General features: G+C 57.9%; 18 protein-coding genes and 1 tRNA gene. 15 read left to right on the top strand and 4 right to left on the bottom strand.

Features of this window, described 5'->3' with window-relative positions:
• The first annotated feature begins 8 nt into the window (after positions 1-8).
• From HHL09_RS20185 to HHL09_RS20175, 3 genes are all read left to right on the top strand, one after another.
• Positions 9-1712, top strand: coding sequence for a phosphate ABC transporter substrate-binding/OmpA family protein (locus tag HHL09_RS20185; protein ID WP_169456434.1), 1704 nt, complete (start codon positions 9-11; stop codon positions 1710-1712).
• Positions 1713-1802: 90 nt separating this feature from the next.
• On the top strand, positions 1803-2633 hold the full coding sequence (locus tag HHL09_RS20180) for a hypothetical protein (RefSeq protein ID WP_169456433.1): 831 nt from the start codon (positions 1803-1805) through the stop codon (positions 2631-2633).
• A gap of 212 nt (positions 2634-2845) precedes the next feature.
• Positions 2846-3175 carry a hypothetical protein gene (locus tag HHL09_RS20175; RefSeq protein WP_169456432.1) on the top strand — a complete coding sequence of 110 codons (330 nt, stop codon included), beginning with the start codon at positions 2846-2848 and terminating at the stop codon, positions 3173-3175.
• Between the two features lie 2 nt (positions 3176-3177).
• On the opposite strand, the gene HHL09_RS20170 is transcribed toward HHL09_RS20175, so the two are convergent.
• Both HHL09_RS20170 and HHL09_RS20165 read right to left on the bottom strand, forming a co-directional pair.
• A complete protein-coding gene (locus HHL09_RS20170) occupies positions 3178-4377 on the bottom strand; it encodes an MDR family MFS transporter (RefSeq protein WP_169456431.1) in 1200 nt (399 codons plus the stop codon).
• A gap of 65 nt (positions 4378-4442) precedes the next feature.
• Positions 4443-4601: a hypothetical protein gene (locus HHL09_RS20165; protein ID WP_169456430.1), complete on the bottom strand. Its 159-nt coding sequence runs from the start codon at positions 4599-4601 to the stop codon at positions 4443-4445.
• A 422-nt stretch (positions 4602-5023) separates the two neighbouring features.
• On the opposite strand from HHL09_RS20165, the gene HHL09_RS20160 reads away from it, so the two are divergent.
• Positions 5024-5722, top strand: a complete 699-nt coding sequence (locus HHL09_RS20160) for a hypothetical protein (protein WP_169456429.1) — start codon at positions 5024-5026, stop codon at positions 5720-5722.
• 101 nt (positions 5723-5823) lie between these two features.
• Here HHL09_RS20160 and HHL09_RS20155 read toward each other — a convergent pair.
• Positions 5824-5896, bottom strand: a tRNA-Ile gene (locus tag HHL09_RS20155).
• Between the two features lie 77 nt (positions 5897-5973).
• Here HHL09_RS20155 and HHL09_RS20150 point away from each other — a divergent pair.
• The 9 genes from HHL09_RS20150 (at position 5974) to HHL09_RS20110 (ending at position 13915) form a co-directional block, all read left to right on the top strand.
• Positions 5974-7026, top strand: a complete 1053-nt coding sequence (locus HHL09_RS20150) for a tyrosine-type recombinase/integrase (RefSeq protein WP_169456428.1) — start codon at positions 5974-5976, stop codon at positions 7024-7026.
• A gap of 704 nt (positions 7027-7730) precedes the next feature.
• Positions 7731-7949 (top strand): helix-turn-helix domain-containing protein, encoded by a 219-nt coding sequence (locus tag HHL09_RS20145; RefSeq protein ID WP_169456427.1) that lies wholly within the window; start codon positions 7731-7733, stop codon positions 7947-7949.
• A 451-nt stretch (positions 7950-8400) separates the two neighbouring features.
• Positions 8401-9111: a MarR family transcriptional regulator gene (locus HHL09_RS26860; protein ID WP_425491532.1), complete on the top strand. Its 711-nt coding sequence runs from the start codon at positions 8401-8403 to the stop codon at positions 9109-9111.
• A complete protein-coding gene (locus tag HHL09_RS20135; protein WP_169456425.1) occupies positions 9108-9872 on the top strand; it encodes a hypothetical protein in 765 nt (254 codons plus the stop codon). The genes HHL09_RS26860 and HHL09_RS20135 overlap by 4 nt, the downstream gene beginning before the upstream one ends.
• Positions 9873-10026: 154 nt before the next feature.
• Positions 10027-10701 (top strand): phage tail protein, encoded by a 675-nt coding sequence (locus tag HHL09_RS20130; protein WP_169456424.1) that lies wholly within the window; start codon positions 10027-10029, stop codon positions 10699-10701.
• A gap of 250 nt (positions 10702-10951) precedes the next feature.
• Positions 10952-11770, top strand: a complete 819-nt coding sequence (locus HHL09_RS20125) for a hypothetical protein (protein WP_169456423.1) — start codon at positions 10952-10954, stop codon at positions 11768-11770.
• Between the two features lie 55 nt (positions 11771-11825).
• Positions 11826-12239: a hypothetical protein gene (locus HHL09_RS20120; RefSeq protein ID WP_169456422.1), complete on the top strand. Its 414-nt coding sequence runs from the start codon at positions 11826-11828 to the stop codon at positions 12237-12239.
• Between the two features lie 130 nt (positions 12240-12369).
• A complete protein-coding gene (locus HHL09_RS20115) occupies positions 12370-13155 on the top strand; it encodes a hypothetical protein (RefSeq protein WP_169456421.1) in 786 nt (261 codons plus the stop codon).
• A gap of 70 nt (positions 13156-13225) precedes the next feature.
• Positions 13226-13915 (top strand): DUF2971 domain-containing protein, encoded by a 690-nt coding sequence (locus tag HHL09_RS20110; RefSeq protein WP_169456420.1) that lies wholly within the window; start codon positions 13226-13228, stop codon positions 13913-13915.
• A gap of 47 nt (positions 13916-13962) precedes the next feature.
• Here HHL09_RS20110 and HHL09_RS20105 read toward each other — a convergent pair whose 3' ends face one another.
• Positions 13963-14313 carry a helix-turn-helix domain-containing protein gene (locus HHL09_RS20105; protein ID WP_169456419.1) on the bottom strand — a complete coding sequence of 117 codons (351 nt, stop codon included), beginning with the start codon at positions 14311-14313 and terminating at the stop codon, positions 13963-13965.
• Positions 14314-15692: 1379 nt separating this feature from the next.
• On the opposite strand from HHL09_RS20105, the gene HHL09_RS20100 reads away from it, so the two are divergent.
• Entirely contained in the window at positions 15693-16154 is a 462-nt protein-coding gene (locus HHL09_RS20100) for a hypothetical protein (protein WP_169456418.1), read from the top strand.
• Positions 16151-16675, top strand: coding sequence for a hypothetical protein (locus HHL09_RS20095; protein WP_169456417.1), 525 nt, complete (start codon positions 16151-16153; stop codon positions 16673-16675). The genes HHL09_RS20100 and HHL09_RS20095 overlap by 4 nt, the downstream gene beginning before the upstream one ends.
• Positions 16676-16788 lie beyond the last annotated feature (113 nt).

The following is a 16788-nucleotide window of genomic DNA, read 5'->3' as shown; positions in this document are numbered from 1 at the left end:
TCCGGTCCATGCTCCCCGACATCATGACCAAGCTCGGAAAAATCGTATTCACTGTCATCGTCCTGCTCCTCGCAGGATTTGCGGTGACGAGGATGCTCGGGAAGAAAGACCAGCGCGACCACGGGTCGGGCAGCCATGCGAGCGAAGCAACCCGGGCCTCGGACGCTTCCGCAGATCAGGCGGAATCCCCGGTTTCCTCCTTCGATTTCATCGCGCCGGGGAAAGCTCCGCAACTCCCCTCTCCCCGCCCTTATACGCCCCAAAATGAGATCATCACCGTCAACCTCTCCGAGTACGCGGGCTATGCCGGCCTCATCGTGGCCAATGGCGGTCTCGAACCGAATGACAACTCTTGGTTCGCCAAGAATGCGGGCTTCAAGCTGAAGATCACCCTCAGCGAGGAAGACTCTTGGGCGGATCTTCAGGACGGCAAGTTCGCCGCTACCGCCACCACCGTGGACGTGCTCTCAAACTACGGCCGCCAATGGCAGTGCGTGGTGCCCGCCCAAGTCTCATGGTCCCGCGGTGCCGACGGCATCATCGTGCGGAAGGACATCAAGCGGGTGAACGACCTGAAGGGGAAAACCATCGCCACGGCCCCCTTTAGCGAGGCCGAATTCTTTATCCGCTATCTAGCCCAAGAAGCCGGGCTGCCGGTAAAGCGTCTCGATGGTCCCGAACTCCCTCGGGATCCCGAGGCCGTGAACCTCGTCTTCCTCGAAGACGCTTTTGATGCCGGAGATGCCTTCCTTGCCGATCTCAAGGCAGGCGGCCATCAACTCGATGGCTGCGTGACGTGGGCCCCTAAAACCACGGAGATCGTGGAGCAGTCCGGCGGTGATGCCCGCCAACTTGTGGACAATCGAAACCTGCTGGTGATCGCGGATATCCTCGTGTTCAACAAGGGCTTCGCCCAAGCCAAGCCGGAGATCGTGCAAAAGATCGTGGAAGGCATGCTGCTTTTCAACGATCGCGTGCGTGCGAATCCCGAGCCCCACCTGCAGACGATCGCCACCGCCTTCAAGCAATACGAGTGGACCGTAGAGAGCACCCGTCAGGAATTGGCGAAGGTCCACCTTTCCAATCTACCTGAGAACCTGGCATTTTTCCGCGGCGCGATCGATGCAGCCGGATCCTTCGCGTCCGTCTTCCAGACGGCGAACCTCGCCTACGGTTCCGAGCTCCAGCCCTCACCGGTGGCGGCCTCTTTCTTCGCCGATACCAAGGCGCTCGAAGCTTTGGAGAAGGAAGGGACGCTCTCTTCCCAAGTTGCCTCCATCAAGCCGATCAAGACCAGCGAGCAGGCCCCCATCGAGCAGGACCCGCTGCTTACCCGCGACATCCGCTTCTACTTCCTGCCGAACAGCGCGGAACTGGATATGAACAAGAAGGAGAACCACGATTTCCTCTCGAACGTGAATCACCTCCTCGGAGTCTCACCCGGCTCGATGATCCTGCTGCGGGGCCACGTGGACGACATGCAAAAGGAGAGCTTCCGCAAGCAAGGCGAAGCCTTTCTCCGCAAGATGTCTTTGAAAGCCATGGAGCTCTCCACCCAGCGCGCGGAGGAAGTGAAGAAACGCTTGGTCGAGAAGTATCCCGACATCACCCCGGACCGCCTCGAAGTCGTCGGCCGTGGCTGGGAAGAACCTGCAGGCAAGAATCCTGATCTCAACCGGCGCGTGGAGGTTCAGTGGTTCACCGTGGAGTAAGAAAGCCGGATTCCGGGGAGAGAGAAAGAAGCGTTGTGCGGGCTTCTCACTCTCCTACTCTGGGTCCCACGCTCTTCGCTCTCAGCATCCATGACCGGCGTCGAAAAACTGAAGGCCTTTGCAAAAAGCCCGCATCACGCGTGGCTCGGCCTACTGACGCTTGGCGTGGGACTGGCCACGGTAAGCGCGATCGGCATGATTGCCGGCGCTGCGGCCTACGCCCTCGGCTGGATCTATCTGCCTGATTCCCCGATTTTCAACAACTGGTTGGCGAAACGGAAGCAAGGCGACGAAGGAGCCAAGCTCCGTGATTTCCTTTATCAGCGCCGGCAGATCTACGATGCGCTCCGTAACTCGACCAAGGAGCGCTACGACCGCATGGCCGCTGAAATCGGCGCGCTCCAGCAAGAGTTCAAGCGCGATCCGCGGCTCAACGCCGAGATCATCCGCCAGCGCAGTGACCGGCTTTCAAATCTCGCCTGGACCTACCTGCGCCTGCTTCACACCGGTGAAATGCTCGACCGCTTCGTCGAGACAGAAGATCCCGCGGAATTGCAGCAGAAGATCGCGGCAATGGAGAAGGACCTCGCGGCGATCGCTCCCGGCAGCAAGCCGGGCTTGGCGGAATCGATTCAATCACGACTGGAGTCTCTCAAGTCTCGTCTCGAGAAGCGTCAAGGTGCGGAGGAAAGCCGTGCGCTCACTGCTTCCGAACAAGAACGCATCGCCGAACTGGTGAAGCTCTTCCGCGCGGATCACCTTGCGAGCCGTGACGCGGGAGCCTTTTCCCATGAGATCGACGGTGCGGCCGTGCAGCTCGACCGGACCAAGGATTGGCTACGCGGTCTCGAGTTCGACACCTCACCAGCAGACGTGCCGGAAGAACTCGCCGCAGCAGCCCCCTTGAAGGTAGGAAACTAGCCGGGTGCGATGCCAGAGGACCATCAACTCCAGCCAGCCGTCCGTCGCTGTCGCGAGAAGAGAAGCTCCGCTTCCACGCCCCAGCCCGGACCCGCCCTCCGCCGATCCAAGCTGGGGAGAACGGCGGAAAGCGAAGCTTGGGCAAGCTCCAACCAGATAACGACATCCTACTTGCAGAGAACCTCTGGATTTCTTTATAAGCTATCCACAAGATGAACAACGACGTCGAGAATCCCCACGACCTCGCTGCTGAGATCAGCGCTCTCCGTAAAGACCTGCGCACCTGTTTCAACCGCGCCTTGTGGGTCTTCGCCGGGTCGGTGGTTTTGGTCTGTCTCGTCTTCGGCTCCCAATTAAAAATTCCATCCTTCATGAAGGAATGGATGACAGTCGGCGGAGCCCTGCTGGCACTCGCAGTCTTCCTCTACATTTTCGGCATCACGCTTCAGGCGATCATGAATGCCCGGCTTCGCAAGCGCCACGAGCAGGAATCCTTCGCCATCCTTTCCGGACGGACCCGCCCGCCGCGGAGGCAGAGCTGAGTTCACGGTTTCCCCTCTTCGAGGCCCGGCTTGGTAGCCAACATCAGACCCGCTGCGATCAACGACAACACCAAGGTCGCGATCCACAACAGGGTGGGATTCGCCTGATAGAGTGAGATACCGGCGGAGGGTCCGATCATCGTCGCGACGCTCCAGGAGATCGAAATCACGCCTTGGTATCTGCCGCGCATTTCATCCGGAGCAAGCGCGGCCATGTAGCCATTGTTCACGGGAAAAGCGATCATCTCTCCCGCGGTCAGCACGATCATGCTCGATGCCAGCACGGGTAGGGATGCTCCTAGGGCATTCATGCCCATGCCGAGGCCGATGATGGCATAGCCAAGCGCCATCATCAGGACCGGTGAAAGCCGCTTCGTGTAGCTCGTCAACGGCAGCTCAAGGAACACGATCAATATCCCGTTTAGCGCCATGAGGAGGCCATAAGCCCTTTCATCGAGACCCGCTCCTTCCGTCGCCTGAAGTCCGTAACTGCTGCTCATCTGCCAGAACACGATGCCGATCAGCAGGGACGCCACGACCGCTAGCTGGAAAGGCCTGTTTCCCCGCATGTGCCGTAGGGCATGTCCCCAGCCGCTATTCTGCCGTGCGGCCACGATTCTCGGCCTGATCCCGAACAGCACGGTGAGACCAAGAATCAAGGTCGTCGCCGCATCCGCCACAAAGAGCGCAAAGAAGGAACGAGTCGCCATGAAGCCCGCCGTGGCCATGCCCGCCGCGAAGCCGAAGTTGATCGCCAGCCGCTGGCATGAGAATGCCCGCACCCGCAGTGCCGGAGGAATGAGATCCGCAATCAAGGCGCTCGCTGCCGGCCCATACATCGCAGTCAAAAGCCCTGTCATGAAGGTCGTGATCACCAGCGAGGGGACGGTATGGGCCTGCGATAGCAGCATCATGAAGCTCGCAGCTCCACCACAGGAAATCAGCATGGTGTTCTTCCTACCCAAGCGATCCGCTAGATAGCCTCCAATGACCCCGGCGAGCAGGGCTCCTGCTCCGTAAGAGCCCATTGTGAGGCTCGTGATCTTCGCATCGAAGCCTTGCTGCCGGAGATAGATCGCCAGGAACGGGATCACGAAGTGCCCGAAGCGGTTTACCAAGGTCCCGCTGAAAAGGATCCAATACTGTCCCGGCAAGGCCTTGAGGTCCTGCAAGAGGGTCGTGTGTTCGGGCTTCGTGCTCATGAAAGCGCAAAAAAAGCCCCATCCACCGGTAGCGGCGGACGGGGCGAAAACTTTGAGGGATCTACTTATCCCATCACGGTCTCATCCCGCCGCGCCGCTCTGTCTTTGCGGTAGTTTGCAAAGACCGGGCAAACATGACCGGTGCGGTTCCACACGACATGCTCCTGTCCGGCGTACGCGAGGTAGGCCGGGGAAAGGAGAGCAGTGCCGTTCTGGAAGATCATGAGAACGGCAAGATGCTGCGGGATTCACACCGTTGAGTCAATGCCATCCCGGCACCCCTCCGTACGCACGGGCCGGATCCTCTAACCAATAAACGCCAAGAGGCCCCGGATCCTCGGCATTGGGATATTCGGAAGTCTACCCTTCTTTCCTATAACGGCGTCTTTCGAGCGTCTCCCCAAGTAGGATAAGAAAAAATTCATACACATCCCGGCATTGAGAAGGAATCTGCTGACCCTTCTGGACACCCTATCCTTCACCCGACAATCGCCGTAAGTGACTGAAATTTGGATGATACTTTCGCATCCAGAAATAGTTCCAACGGTTCCACCATGATTGAACCCCGCGAACCAAATACCACAATCTAACCTATGGGTTGACACACACCGACACTTATCATAGGACAGCGGCACCCCCTGCACGTATGAAATCCCCCGTATTCCCACGGCTCGCGTTGGCGAGCTGCACACCCGTCGGCATTGCTGCCGCATTCCTGATGATCGCAAGCCCCGCTGAGGCGGCGGTCACCACACTACAGTTGGATTGGACGAAGGATCCCTCCCTCACCCCGGGAGGCTCTGCCCCATGGATTACCGCGACCTTCACTGACATGGCGCCTGTCGCCGGTGTAAATGTTGTCCGGCTGTCACTCGATACCTCAAATCTGGTGAAGTCAGTGGATGTCGAAGAGTTCATTACCAGGTTTTACTTCAATCTGGATCCTAGCTTCACAAATTCAGTCTCTTGGACGGTCATCAATCCAGCGGGCTTCATCACCATCGATCATGATGAGGACAGCCTTGGCGGCGGACAGCCCCTCAAGGGATTTGATTTTGAGTTGGCCATGCCTACGAAAAAGGCCGACCGGATCATCAAGAACGACCCGGTCATCGTCGACTTCAAGGGAATCGATTTGACTGCATCGCTTTTCGAAGCGGTGACAGACGACGACTTCCTAGCCGCAGCCCACATTCAAGGGCTATCTGAACCAGATCCCCGTAATAGCGTTTGGATCGGCGATCTTGCTCCCAATATCTCGCCGATTCCGGAGACCAGCTCTTCTCTTTCTGTCGCCATGATTCTGTCCGCGGGCCTCTCGTTCCGCGCCAGACGCCGGCGCTAAGGCCACCAAAGCTCCGAATAACTTGAACCCCGGGGGCGCAACAAGTTTGCGCCCCCTTTTTCTTTCTCCAGGCGACACTCAAACCGGTGAAGCTGTGGAGATAGGCCCGGTGGGGTTCGAACCCACGACCAAGGGATTATGAGTCCCCTGCTCTAACCGCTGAGCTACAGGCCCGTCAATGAGTTGCGCCGATTACGCTGGCTAAATGCATCCATCCGGTGCATACCTTCGCAGGAACAATTCGCGACGGGATGAAACAGAAAGCGCAGTTCGCTAAATCGAAGGTTGAAAACCTCTTTCGTCATCGGGCGGGCAATTACTACGCCGTGACCAAGGTGGATGGCAAGGTCCGTCGCCGCTGTCTTGAAACCGAAGACTTCAACACGGCGAAGGGCCGCCTTACCGCGGCACTTAATGAGCTTCGGGGCACGACCAATGCGAAGAAAGCGGGCACGTTGGCGGAAGCCATCACGGATGAAGCGCTCCGCGAAGATCCCGGCATCAAGGAAACCACTCGGCACTATTACCAGCAGGTAGGCGCAAGCCTGATCGCTACCAGCGATACCCTCGACGGCAAGCCCGCGGCGAAATCTATCAGCAAGGCCACGCTCGCCGATCTCCGATCGTGGATGGATGCGCATGCCAAGCTGGTTTCCCGGACGCGCTACAACGGCTCCTTGGCTCTGCTGCGCCGCACCTATGATCGGGCCATCGAAGCCCACATGGTAACGCTCAACCTCGCCGACGAACTCGACCGGCTCCAGCCCATCGAGAGCAAGCGCGACCTTCCGACCATCGACGACTTCGGTCGGATTGTTGCCGAGATCATCGGCCAGCGGAAAGCTCACTCGAAAGCGGCAGCAGCCGCAGTGCGTCTACTTGCCTCCACCGGCCTCCGCATCTCGGAAGCGCAGGCCTTGAAGTGGGGAGACATCACCGACAGCGCCATTGTCATCCGCACCGCGAAGAACGACGAATTCCGCCGCGTGCCCCTCACCTCCACCGCCCGCGACGTCCTCGCCGAGCTGAAGCAGGTAAAGCAGCATGGTGGCGGGGACCCTGTGATGCCGATGAAGTCCCCTCGCCTTGCGCTGGAGGGCGCGTGCGACCGCCTGGGGCTCTCGCATCTGCGCATCCACGATCTCCGACACATCTTTGCCACGCGGTGCATCGAAGCGGGCGTGGATATTCCGACGATAGCCAGTTGGCTTGGGCACAAGGACGGGGGTGCCCTCGCAGCCAAAACTTACGGACACGTGATCGAGAAGCATAGTGAGGCTCAAATACTCAAGGTGGCGATTTGAGCTCCCCGACGCTATGTAAGTCGAAGACTGGTTGCAGCCTTGACCAAAGCATCCGGCTCTATACAGGAAAATCTCACCAACGGCGAGCAACCCTAGATTTCATCCGCGTTAGAGCCGCGACAGAACATAGTAAAGAGCTGCCATGCCAAGCCTTACCCGTCGCCCCAGCGGAGCCCTTCAAGCCTCTTGGATCAATGCCAAGGGAGAGAGGATTGTCATGGAAACCAGCAAAGTCGTGCTTGAAATTACATAAGCTCGCGGACCGGCGCCATTTGGAACGGCCAAGTTGAAGTCGCACAAAAAAAGAGCTGAGAGGGCCGACTTTCCTACGGCCATAAGGACTAGAGCTGCGACACGTATTTAGAAAGTGCTGTCGACGTGATCGCCTATACCTCGGCAAACATTGGTTTTTTCGACTCATAGAAAGAGCCGGCCAGCTTTGCGGCCCTAGAGCCACATGGGTTCCAGCCGCGTCAGTGGAATACAAAGAGCTGCTCCTACTGGGAATGTTCCCGGCACCGGCGTCAGTTCTATTTTTGTCTGCGGGCGCCATCAATCAGCATTGATTACCAGCGAGTCCCAGCTTTGACCGCCTGTTGATTTGCCGAGAGCAAGAAGCGTGACGGTCTCGCATCCAGTCGCCAAGATCCGCGCTCTGCTCTGATCTCTTCCGCCTTGTCGTGAAGTGCTGCGTCAGGGTGGTCATGGCAAAAACCATCAAACAACAGATCGAACGCAGGGCATACTCCTTCGAAGAAGTGGCAGCAATGCTAGGAAAGCATCGCTCATGGGTCTATCGTCAGGTTGCCAAGGGAGCGATTACTCCGATCACAGGCTTTGGCGCCGCTATGATCTCCGCCGCCGAGGTCAACCGAATTACTGGGTGTGTATCCGGTCAACCTGAGACCGCCAACGTAGGTTAAAAACCCGGGCCGACCCGTGAGGCGGATCGACCCGGTGAGTTTCCTCGCTCGCCAGCACTCTACCCTGCCCGCGGCGGCCTGCAATCCAACATTGCAGCGACCATGAAGAAGCATCGCCGAAACAATCCCACCTCCTCATTCTGGAGAAAGAAAGAGGGACAGTCCGACAAATACGCTGAGGATCAGGATCCGGATTACGAAGTAATCGAAGGACCTCCTCCACCTCGGGGTTCAGGAAGCGTTGGCCGCGTGCTGAGCATCCTCGATTCCCTCAACCGCGAACCACGTCGCCGGCCGTGAGATACCATCGCGCACGACGACAGCAGAGGCTACGAAAGGAAACCCCTTCTTGGGACCGGGAGAACCTAGTCCGGCCTTTAGATAGGCGAGCTCCACACGAAGCAAAGCGGGTTCTTCGTCTACTCGACGAACTGCAACGCGGGAGGGCCGGGTGAAGGAGAAGCCGCCATTCATTCCCGCTTGGCTGGATGATCTCCCTCTCACTGCTCAGCAGATGCGTGTCCTCGTGCACCTCTGGCGCCGCGGTCGGACTTACTCCAACGCATCGACCATTGCCAGCATCTGCCGGCTAAAGCGTGAGACCGTCTTCTCTGTCCTGAAGGAGCTGGAGACGGCTGGACTCATCCGCCGGGAGTCTCGTCCGGGTCAGACAACGCTCATTGAACCCGTATCCCCAAATGGGACGGGTAGCGAAATCAACCCGTCCCCCCAAACGGGACAGGTTTCTGCCGACCTGTTCCCTCAAACGGGACGGGAGGTGTCCCCCGAATCGGGACGGGTCGAAGAGAACCCGTCCCCCCAAACGGGACGACACCCGTCCCCCCAAACGGGACACAAAGGAACTCCCTCTAAGGTACCCCCTAAAAAGAGAAAGAGTACAAGCAAGCTCTCAGACGCCGATTGGATCGATTCGCTTCGAAAGGATCCTTCATTCGAAGGACTCGACATCGATGGGGAGATAGAGCGCGCGTCGGTGTGGATTGCCAGACATCCAGGCAGAAGCCTTACCCGTCGATTCATCACGAACTGGCTTAGCCGAGCCGATCGGCCCCTGAACCTTCAGGCAGCAAAGACAGCGGAGCAATCTTCCGAGGACCAGATCGGGGATCGCACAGGAACCTTTATCCCAATCGAAGAATGACCACGAAAGAAGACACCTGCGACTGTGGGGCAACCTTTACTTGGGAGGAGCCCGAGAAACAGGACTCTTGGAACCCCGTTGACCGACCATGGCACTGTCCCGCATGTATTGAGGCCGACCGAATTGAGCGGGAAAGGAAGGCCCGAGCCGACCACAAGGAGCACGCAGAAAGGTTCCTTTCCGGGTTTCTACCTTCACGGATGGCGCAGACCGATCGCCAGGATCCACGTTTCAATGCGAAGCTTTGGGGGAATGTTGAGAAGTGGAACCCGACCGACGAAAAGCCATGGCTTGGCCTCATTGGCCCCACAGGGAAGTGCAAAACCCGGGTCGCTTACGAAAGGATTGTCGACGCCATCCTCACCTTTGATCAGAGCGGCGCCTATCGCATCTGGATGGATCGAAAGGGATATGATCGTGGGCGCGAGTGGCTCGTTTCCGCGGTGTCTGCCGTGGACTACGCCGATGCTGTGAGGAATCAATTCGGCAAAGGTGATGAAGCGAAGGAAGCCAAGGACCTCTTGAGACTCGCCAGACGAACGGGCTGGTTGCTGCTTGATGACCTCGGGAAGTGCACCCACACGCCTGCTGTGGCTGCAGCTCTTTTCGGCCTGCTCGACCACAGGCACGCAGAAAACCTTGTGACGATCTGGACGGCGAATTCACGCCCCGACCAGTTCCTCGCCAACATGCCGGCCGATGTAGGCGCACCCCTTCGTGGTCGGCTGCTTGAATGCTCCACCATCTTTGAGCTGAAATGAACGTGCACCGACTTGTCCTCACCGAAGAGCAGAGCGCGTTCCTTCGAGAATGCGGCCGGTGCTTTATCGTGATCGGTCCAGGCTCTTACCCGCAAGCCTCCAGTCGATCGGTTCTCCACGTCGTTGAATGCGGCGACAGGTCTGCTGCAGACGCATGCGACGTTGCTCTCGGCAAAGCTCGCGCTGTCAGGCCCCGAAACTCTACCTCCGCTCCCCCATAGAATCACCAACCACAGTCGTCATGATATCCGTTAAATCCTACATCGCCGATGTTACCCGCGGCCTGACCGAGCTTCAAAGGACAGTCATTCCCCGCGTTACCCAGCAAGCCCTCAACAAGACAGGAGAAGCAGTCAGAAGCAGGACCCAATCTGATCTGGCCGAGGAGATGAAACTAAGAGCGAAGAGCGCCCTAAAGCAGATCGTCGTAATTCACAAAGCTGTACGCCTGAGCGGTCAGGTCGAGGTGACCGTCAGTGACCGGAAGGGCCTGGGTTTGGAAGCCACCGAAAACACCACGGTTCAAGTATTCTTTCGCGGCAAGGGCAAGAGCAAGCGGCAGGTCTCTCAGGTCTTCTTCAAAGGGAAGCAGCTCGATGGAACCTTTCGAATCAAACAGATTGGAAGCCTGAAGAAGGGCATCTTCAAGAAAGGTGAAGGCCGATACCCTTCGGGCAACCAGCGGGTGACCCGGCTCTTCACCTACCAGGCAACCCAGGAATTCTTCCACGCCAAGATCGACAGGATTCAGGATCGGATAGCGCCTCGCCGCTTCGAAAAGGAGTTCGATGCCGCCCTCGCAAACGAGCTGAGGAAGCGTGGTTTCTGACGCCTGCCCGCCCCTCACCCCGTGAGGTTTCATGATTTCGAATCACCACCACCTCATCCCTGCCTCGAAAGGTCAGGGCACCCTTAATATCAGCCCCGAAACGGGCGGGTCCTTCCCGGAGCCCCCCCTTCCGAGGCACGCAAGCCCGCAGGATTTCGCTAGGCACTAATGTCCATAGGGCCCCGACACACACACCATGAAAAGCATCCCCTGCCCTCCGCTCTCAGAGCGCTCCAGAATGTTCCCCACCATGGCCAGCGCAGCCGCGGTTCTCGGGATTCCTGTCGAAGCCCTGAGCTACGCCAAAGCGCTCGGCAGCCCGGGATTCCGGCTGAATGGCAATGTCCACGAGAAGGAATTCCTTCCTTGGCTCCTGCTCGAATGCTGGGCCTTCTGGTCGGCCTGCATCGGCTGGGAAGAGCTCGAAATGGAGCGATTCCCCGAAAGGGCCAAGCAATGGCGGAAGGCGCCGCCCCAGGATGAAGATGCCGCCGGGCTCAGCGAAGAGGCGTTCCAGTGGCTCCGCCTCATTCACGGCGACAAGGCAATGAAGTCGGCGAAGCAGAGCGCGGAGGACTGGCTCGCCGCCCAAGCCGCCGACGTGACTGCCGGCCTGCTACAATCCACCGAGAGGCTTGGCGACCCGGAATCGCTCCTGTCGACCCTCTACTTCCCCGCCTCGTTCCCTCCTGTCATTCCGGCGTGGTATCTCGACGCCTCGCCGTTCGAGGTCCTCCAGGCAGACAAGGTTCAATTCTGGCAGTGGACGAAAGCCGGCGTGAAAGAAACCTGCCGACTTGGAATTCCGGTTCCACCCAAGTCGCTGATCTTCGACGACGAAAAGGTTTCGGGCAACCTCCTCCCTCCGCGCCACGGATCCTATCGAAATGCCAGCCCATGGCAGAACGAAACGCCGACCGCGAACCGCCGGAGCCTGTTGGACTTCCTTCCGAGCAAGCAATTGGCGCCCTCTGGCAGGGAGTCGCATCCTCAGAGCAGACAACCACGGCACTCTAGCAGCCCAAATTCGCGCTCGCACGCCCCGGGCAAGGTGGAGACAGCGGATTGAGGGAACAACCTGTCAGAATCAATCCTCGCGCAATTATCGGCCATTTGTCTTTCCCATGATCCATACCCCCGCACATCGCCCCCTCCTCGATGCCATTCTCGCGCACTACGGGTTTCGCCCGGAGTGCCTGAGCATCGTTCCGGACGTGGCTGCCGCCGGCACCGCGGCGGGATTCCCGGACAACGAGCCTCTCCGGGCGGCCAAGGTGCTAGTGGGCGGGCCGGAGCCGGTGATTTGGCTTCGGGAGGAATTCTCCGACGATCTCCGCGACGCCTACATCGAGGATACCTGCAGGACACTCACCGGCGGGTGGTGCTGGACGATCGGAATCAAGCTCACTGAGCCGGCGACATTCGTCGCCCACCTCTTGCTTCACGAAATCGGGCATTTCCTCAAATACCCTCACGACTCCCCAGAGTCAGAGCGGGCGGCCGAAGCCTGGGCGCTTGAGCAGTCTCGGAACTTTTAGCTTACACCTGAATGCCGACTCCAATGAGCCATTCGAAAACCATCCGGACCGGACCAATTCCGTTAGTGGTGTGAAGGAGGACGCCAATTGTAGTTCCGCGATGAGAAGGACTCGGCGTAGTTTGGGGACAGTGAAGACAACTCTCAACTTCTTCAGAAATCATGCTCTGTTCATTCTCGGTGGTGCCCTGACCGCAACATATCTCTGGGGAATCGTATGGTTGCGAGGATGGCCAAACGCCGCGCACTGGCGGGAAATGGCGCCGAATACCTTTGGCGACGCGGTCGCGGGGACCGCCGGCCCTCTAGCGCTTCTATGGGTCGTGCTGGGCTTCCTGCAGCAAGGAAAGGAACTGCGACAGAGCGGAGAGGCGCTGAGGATGCAGGCCGACGAGTTGCAGGCAGCGGTCGACCAGCACAAGGAAATGGTAAAAGCCACGAGGGATTCGCTGGATTTTGAAAGGACAATCCATCAAGAGGCCCAGAAGGCCACGGATGAGGCCAGATGGCCAAGGTTCCACGCCGACGTGCCCTTGCTGCAGGCTCAGAGGGACCGCTACGGCATGGAGTGGTGGGGCTCCCAGTTCGTCCTCACCACTGGGGTGGCACATGACGTGTCAATTTACAGTGACCGGGATTTGGCACAGGGAGAAATTCATCCACAAATGATGCTCGTTGGAGATGGATTCTATTTCCGTTGGATGCCGCGGACCAACGAAGGAGCTTTTCCGGAGAGCGTTAATGTTTGGCTGGTCTTCACTGATGAGAAGGAACGTCGGTTTATACAAACCTTCCGCTGGGTAAGACTGGAAGATGGCAATCCCGCACTGGCAGGCATCAAACTTGCCCCTTCAACCAAAGAACTCGCTGAAAAAATTGCCCGCGAACATCAGATACCGGCACCCTTCAAGGCCTGAGATACCTGCATCACCGCTGGACCCTTGAAGTCGGCAGCAGAAAAAAAGGACTCCACATCACCTTTCCCCCATGATCCTCTGGCGATACCTCTCCACGGAATTTGCATTTCAAGCCCTTGAAACTGGACAGTGGAAACTCGGCCGCATTCAAGAGCTCAACGATCCTCTCGATTGCTGGCCCGTTGTGCTTCCTGCGCGCGAAGGGAAGAAGGGAACGGGCATGGATCCTGAATTGCTACTGAAGTGCTACACCGAGGATTGGGGGATCATTTGCTATACCGAATCAATTCACGATCCAGCGGTCTGGGCGCACTACGGAGATTGCCACCGGGGAGTTGCATTCGGATTTGATTTCCCCGAAGAGGTTGCGCCTTTGAAAGTGAACTACGTTGAAAAACGTCCGTTCTTTTATGCTGATCAACTAATGGGGGGGCACATCAGCAAAGAGGCCGATCGTAGGGCGCAATTGATCAGAGACGGATTCCTTCACAAAGCTCCTGGATGGAGCTTCGAGAAAGAGCATCGCCACTTTGTCTCGTTCATGGATCCCAGCGTTGAATTTCGTCGCCCCCATTATTTCACATCGGTGCCGAAGCAATATCTCAAGCACATTGCTATCGGCATTCGATCGCAGGCAACAAATATAGACTTCACCAAATTTTTCGGCCTTAGCCGCCCGGAAAGCACCCCTCTCCTACGAAGTGTCGGGCGCGTGAGGATCGATCAAGAATATAACCGAGTCCTCTTCAATCTGGAATGAACCTCCGTTCTCGCTATCCCAATCCGGCGGGCGCCCGGAGGCGAAATTCAGTGCGGCGCGTGCGTGATCGCAGCAACCTTCCCCTCGACCCAGGATTCGAGGCTTTCGCGGAGAACGAGACGCCGGCCGCGCATGAAAGAGGTGATCTCACCCTTGGCGACCGCGCCCTCAATGGTGCGGAGGCAGAGCCCGCAGTAATTCGCGGCATCGCGCATGTTCAGGTAGCGCGGTGGAAGTCCCCCTGCCCGGCGCTCCATTCGATCCGCGATCTCGTGGAAGCGATCAGCCGCGGCCAAAGCTTGGGTTATGCATCCCTCGAGCTGGGCCACTCTTGACGCCAGTCGTCTCAGGATTTCGGAATCGTTGGGCATCTGCGCTTCCCGCGCGGTGTTTTCCATGCCTGTCGCTACATGATCTCGTGCTCAGATGACAGGCTGCTGATCCATCCAAACGTCGAGCCACCCCTTTTTGATACGAACGCAGAAGCGCTCGCCCTTGATCCGACGCGGGGGAATTCGATCTTTTTCAGGCGGATCGTATTCTCAGTGGAACGAGCCGTGAAGTCAGTATAAGCCGCAGCGCTTTTGAGCTGCGTCAGCCCTTTCGGCTTGAACTCTACCTCCGCCTCGATGCGTTCGCGCCTCATTCGCTCCGTCCCATGTCACCAACCTTTTGCTGGATTTCAGCGCAGGGGCACCGCCATCGGAAGTCTCGGTGGCGGCACCTTGGTCAGCTGCTTATTTGCACAGACACTTAATTGTGAATGAACGTCCAGCTGTGAGCTTGACGATGACATGAGTCGTCTTCTTGCCATCACAGTCGCCGCAGCGAGATTGTTCGGCTGTCCATCCTTCCCATGAGGAATCAGTAAACTTCGTTTCAGCCCTAACACCTTTCTGATCTACTACAATTTTCGGACTTTCAATCCGCCACGTCCCGGGATCGATGAAGTTCCAGTCGGTGCTATTACACCACCATCGAATTTTACCGCTTTTGTCTGGGGTCACTGCGATCGGCTTGGACCATTGAGTCTCCCAATTGTCACCCATGTTACCTCGATGCAGAATGACCGTTCCCGTCGCGTTGGGCTTCGCTCCGTAGCTCGGGACGATGGCAACGTTGCTTCCGCACGCTTCCTTCATCTCCTCTCCCGCATACGATCGAGCCATGCAGGACAAAATAACCGCGAATGTCGATTTTATCAATGTCTTCATTGTTTTGGTTCTGTTTCAGCTCTTAAGGGCGACACTTATCTAAAACGAAAGAAACTTATCCGCGCGTTTGGAAATATTATTATTTCTCGGAATTGAACAAATTTCCCGTTTCACACCACTAACCCTAATACGCTATCTATCGACCTTTATCGCTTATCGGTCCGCAGCCCCCTGCTCGGGCTTCGGCTTAGAGGCGTGCCATCTCTTCCTCGAGCTACTCGTCAGCGCTTTTCACCTTCAAGTCGACTCCACGGTTGATGGAACCAGCCCAAGGCGAGAGAAGGGACATAGCTTTGGGGCGGCTCTCCACAGTTGCTGCATGTCGCAGGAACGTTTGATTCCAATCTGTAATCAGAATTCCACTCGCTTCACCGCAGGAAGGAGGCTATCACGATGTCGCCGGGAGTGAAGTCCCGGTCCGCATCGATGACTTGGGAGTAGTGCCCCGGGCCGCGGTAAAACCATCGAACGACACTTTGCCCGTGATTGGATAGCTGCGGCCACTAACCGCAGTGATGGCGCTTCACCGCCGTTCCGGTCACGGGCTCTTTTTGTCACGACAGATGAAACTCAAAGGAAGCCCGGCAAAGCGGGCTCAGTCCACGAAGCCGGTTACCGTCACTTTCACCGGCGAACTTGCAGAGGCCCTTCGAGCTCGGGCCCGAAAGACAAAGCGTAAGCCCGAGACTGTGGCCGAGTGGTGGTGCACGGTCGGTTGGGAAACCGAGCCCGATGCCCAAGCCGTTAGAATCGATGTCCCGTCTCGTTTACATGCCGCGCTCGAACGTCTCGCCGCCGCGGCTGGCTACACGGACGGTATCGAGGAACTCGGCTTGGAGACCTGTGTGCCCCATGAGTTCATCCTCGAAGGTGTTGCCCGCTCGCTCATCAACCTTCAAAACCTCGACCGCTCGCAGATTGCCATGGTGGCGATGGTTCTGATGGAAGAAAAACTCCGCCATTCTCAGAACTTCGCTGACAAATGGATTGCTGAAAATACCCTTGGAATGGAGGTGAACGAATGAAAGCGATCTCTGCCTTTGCGGCGTTCGAGAGAGGCCTTCGAGTCGATCACGAAGAGGAACAAGCTCGCCAGATGGAAACGCTTGGCATCGAGCTTGATAAACCCAGGCCAATGGGTCGCCCAATTGGATCCACAAAGCGGAGACATGAGGAGCGCGCCGAACAAGCCGAGAGGAAAGCTCGGCGGAAGCCCAAGCTCCCCACCGCCACCATGAACGTAGCCGGCGAACTGGCTGTTCAGTTGGACTCGGTCGGCCAAGCATTGGGAATCAGACGGAAGCAACTCGCCCAAATCATTCTGGCGGCAGGCTTGGAAGCGCTGCTGGCCGAGTGCGAGGAGAACAGAGGGCGCGTTGTCTTTCCTTTCTGCCTCACTGTACATAAGAACCCGCCCAAGGGCTTCTACCATCTTCGAGCCAGGGTCATTCCGTCCGAAATGATGGAGGAGCTCCGGATGCCAGGCTCCGCTAAAAGCCGCTGGAGCCGCACAGAGTGGGAGAAGGCAGTCCTGCCCACCGAGTAAATGCCTATCGCCCCGCCGCCCCCCGGCGGGGCACCGCTCCCATATGAATGCGATTGAAAGACCGACTTCCTCGGGCTGGTGGTGGTGGCGTCCTCACGATGCTGATCCTTGGC

The organism is Luteolibacter luteus, assembly GCF_012913485.1.
Classification (GTDB): domain Bacteria; phylum Verrucomicrobiota; class Verrucomicrobiia; order Verrucomicrobiales; family Akkermansiaceae; genus Haloferula; species Haloferula lutea.
Note: the sequence above shows the minus strand (reverse complement) of the source record. Positions and strands in the feature narration are given on the sequence as shown.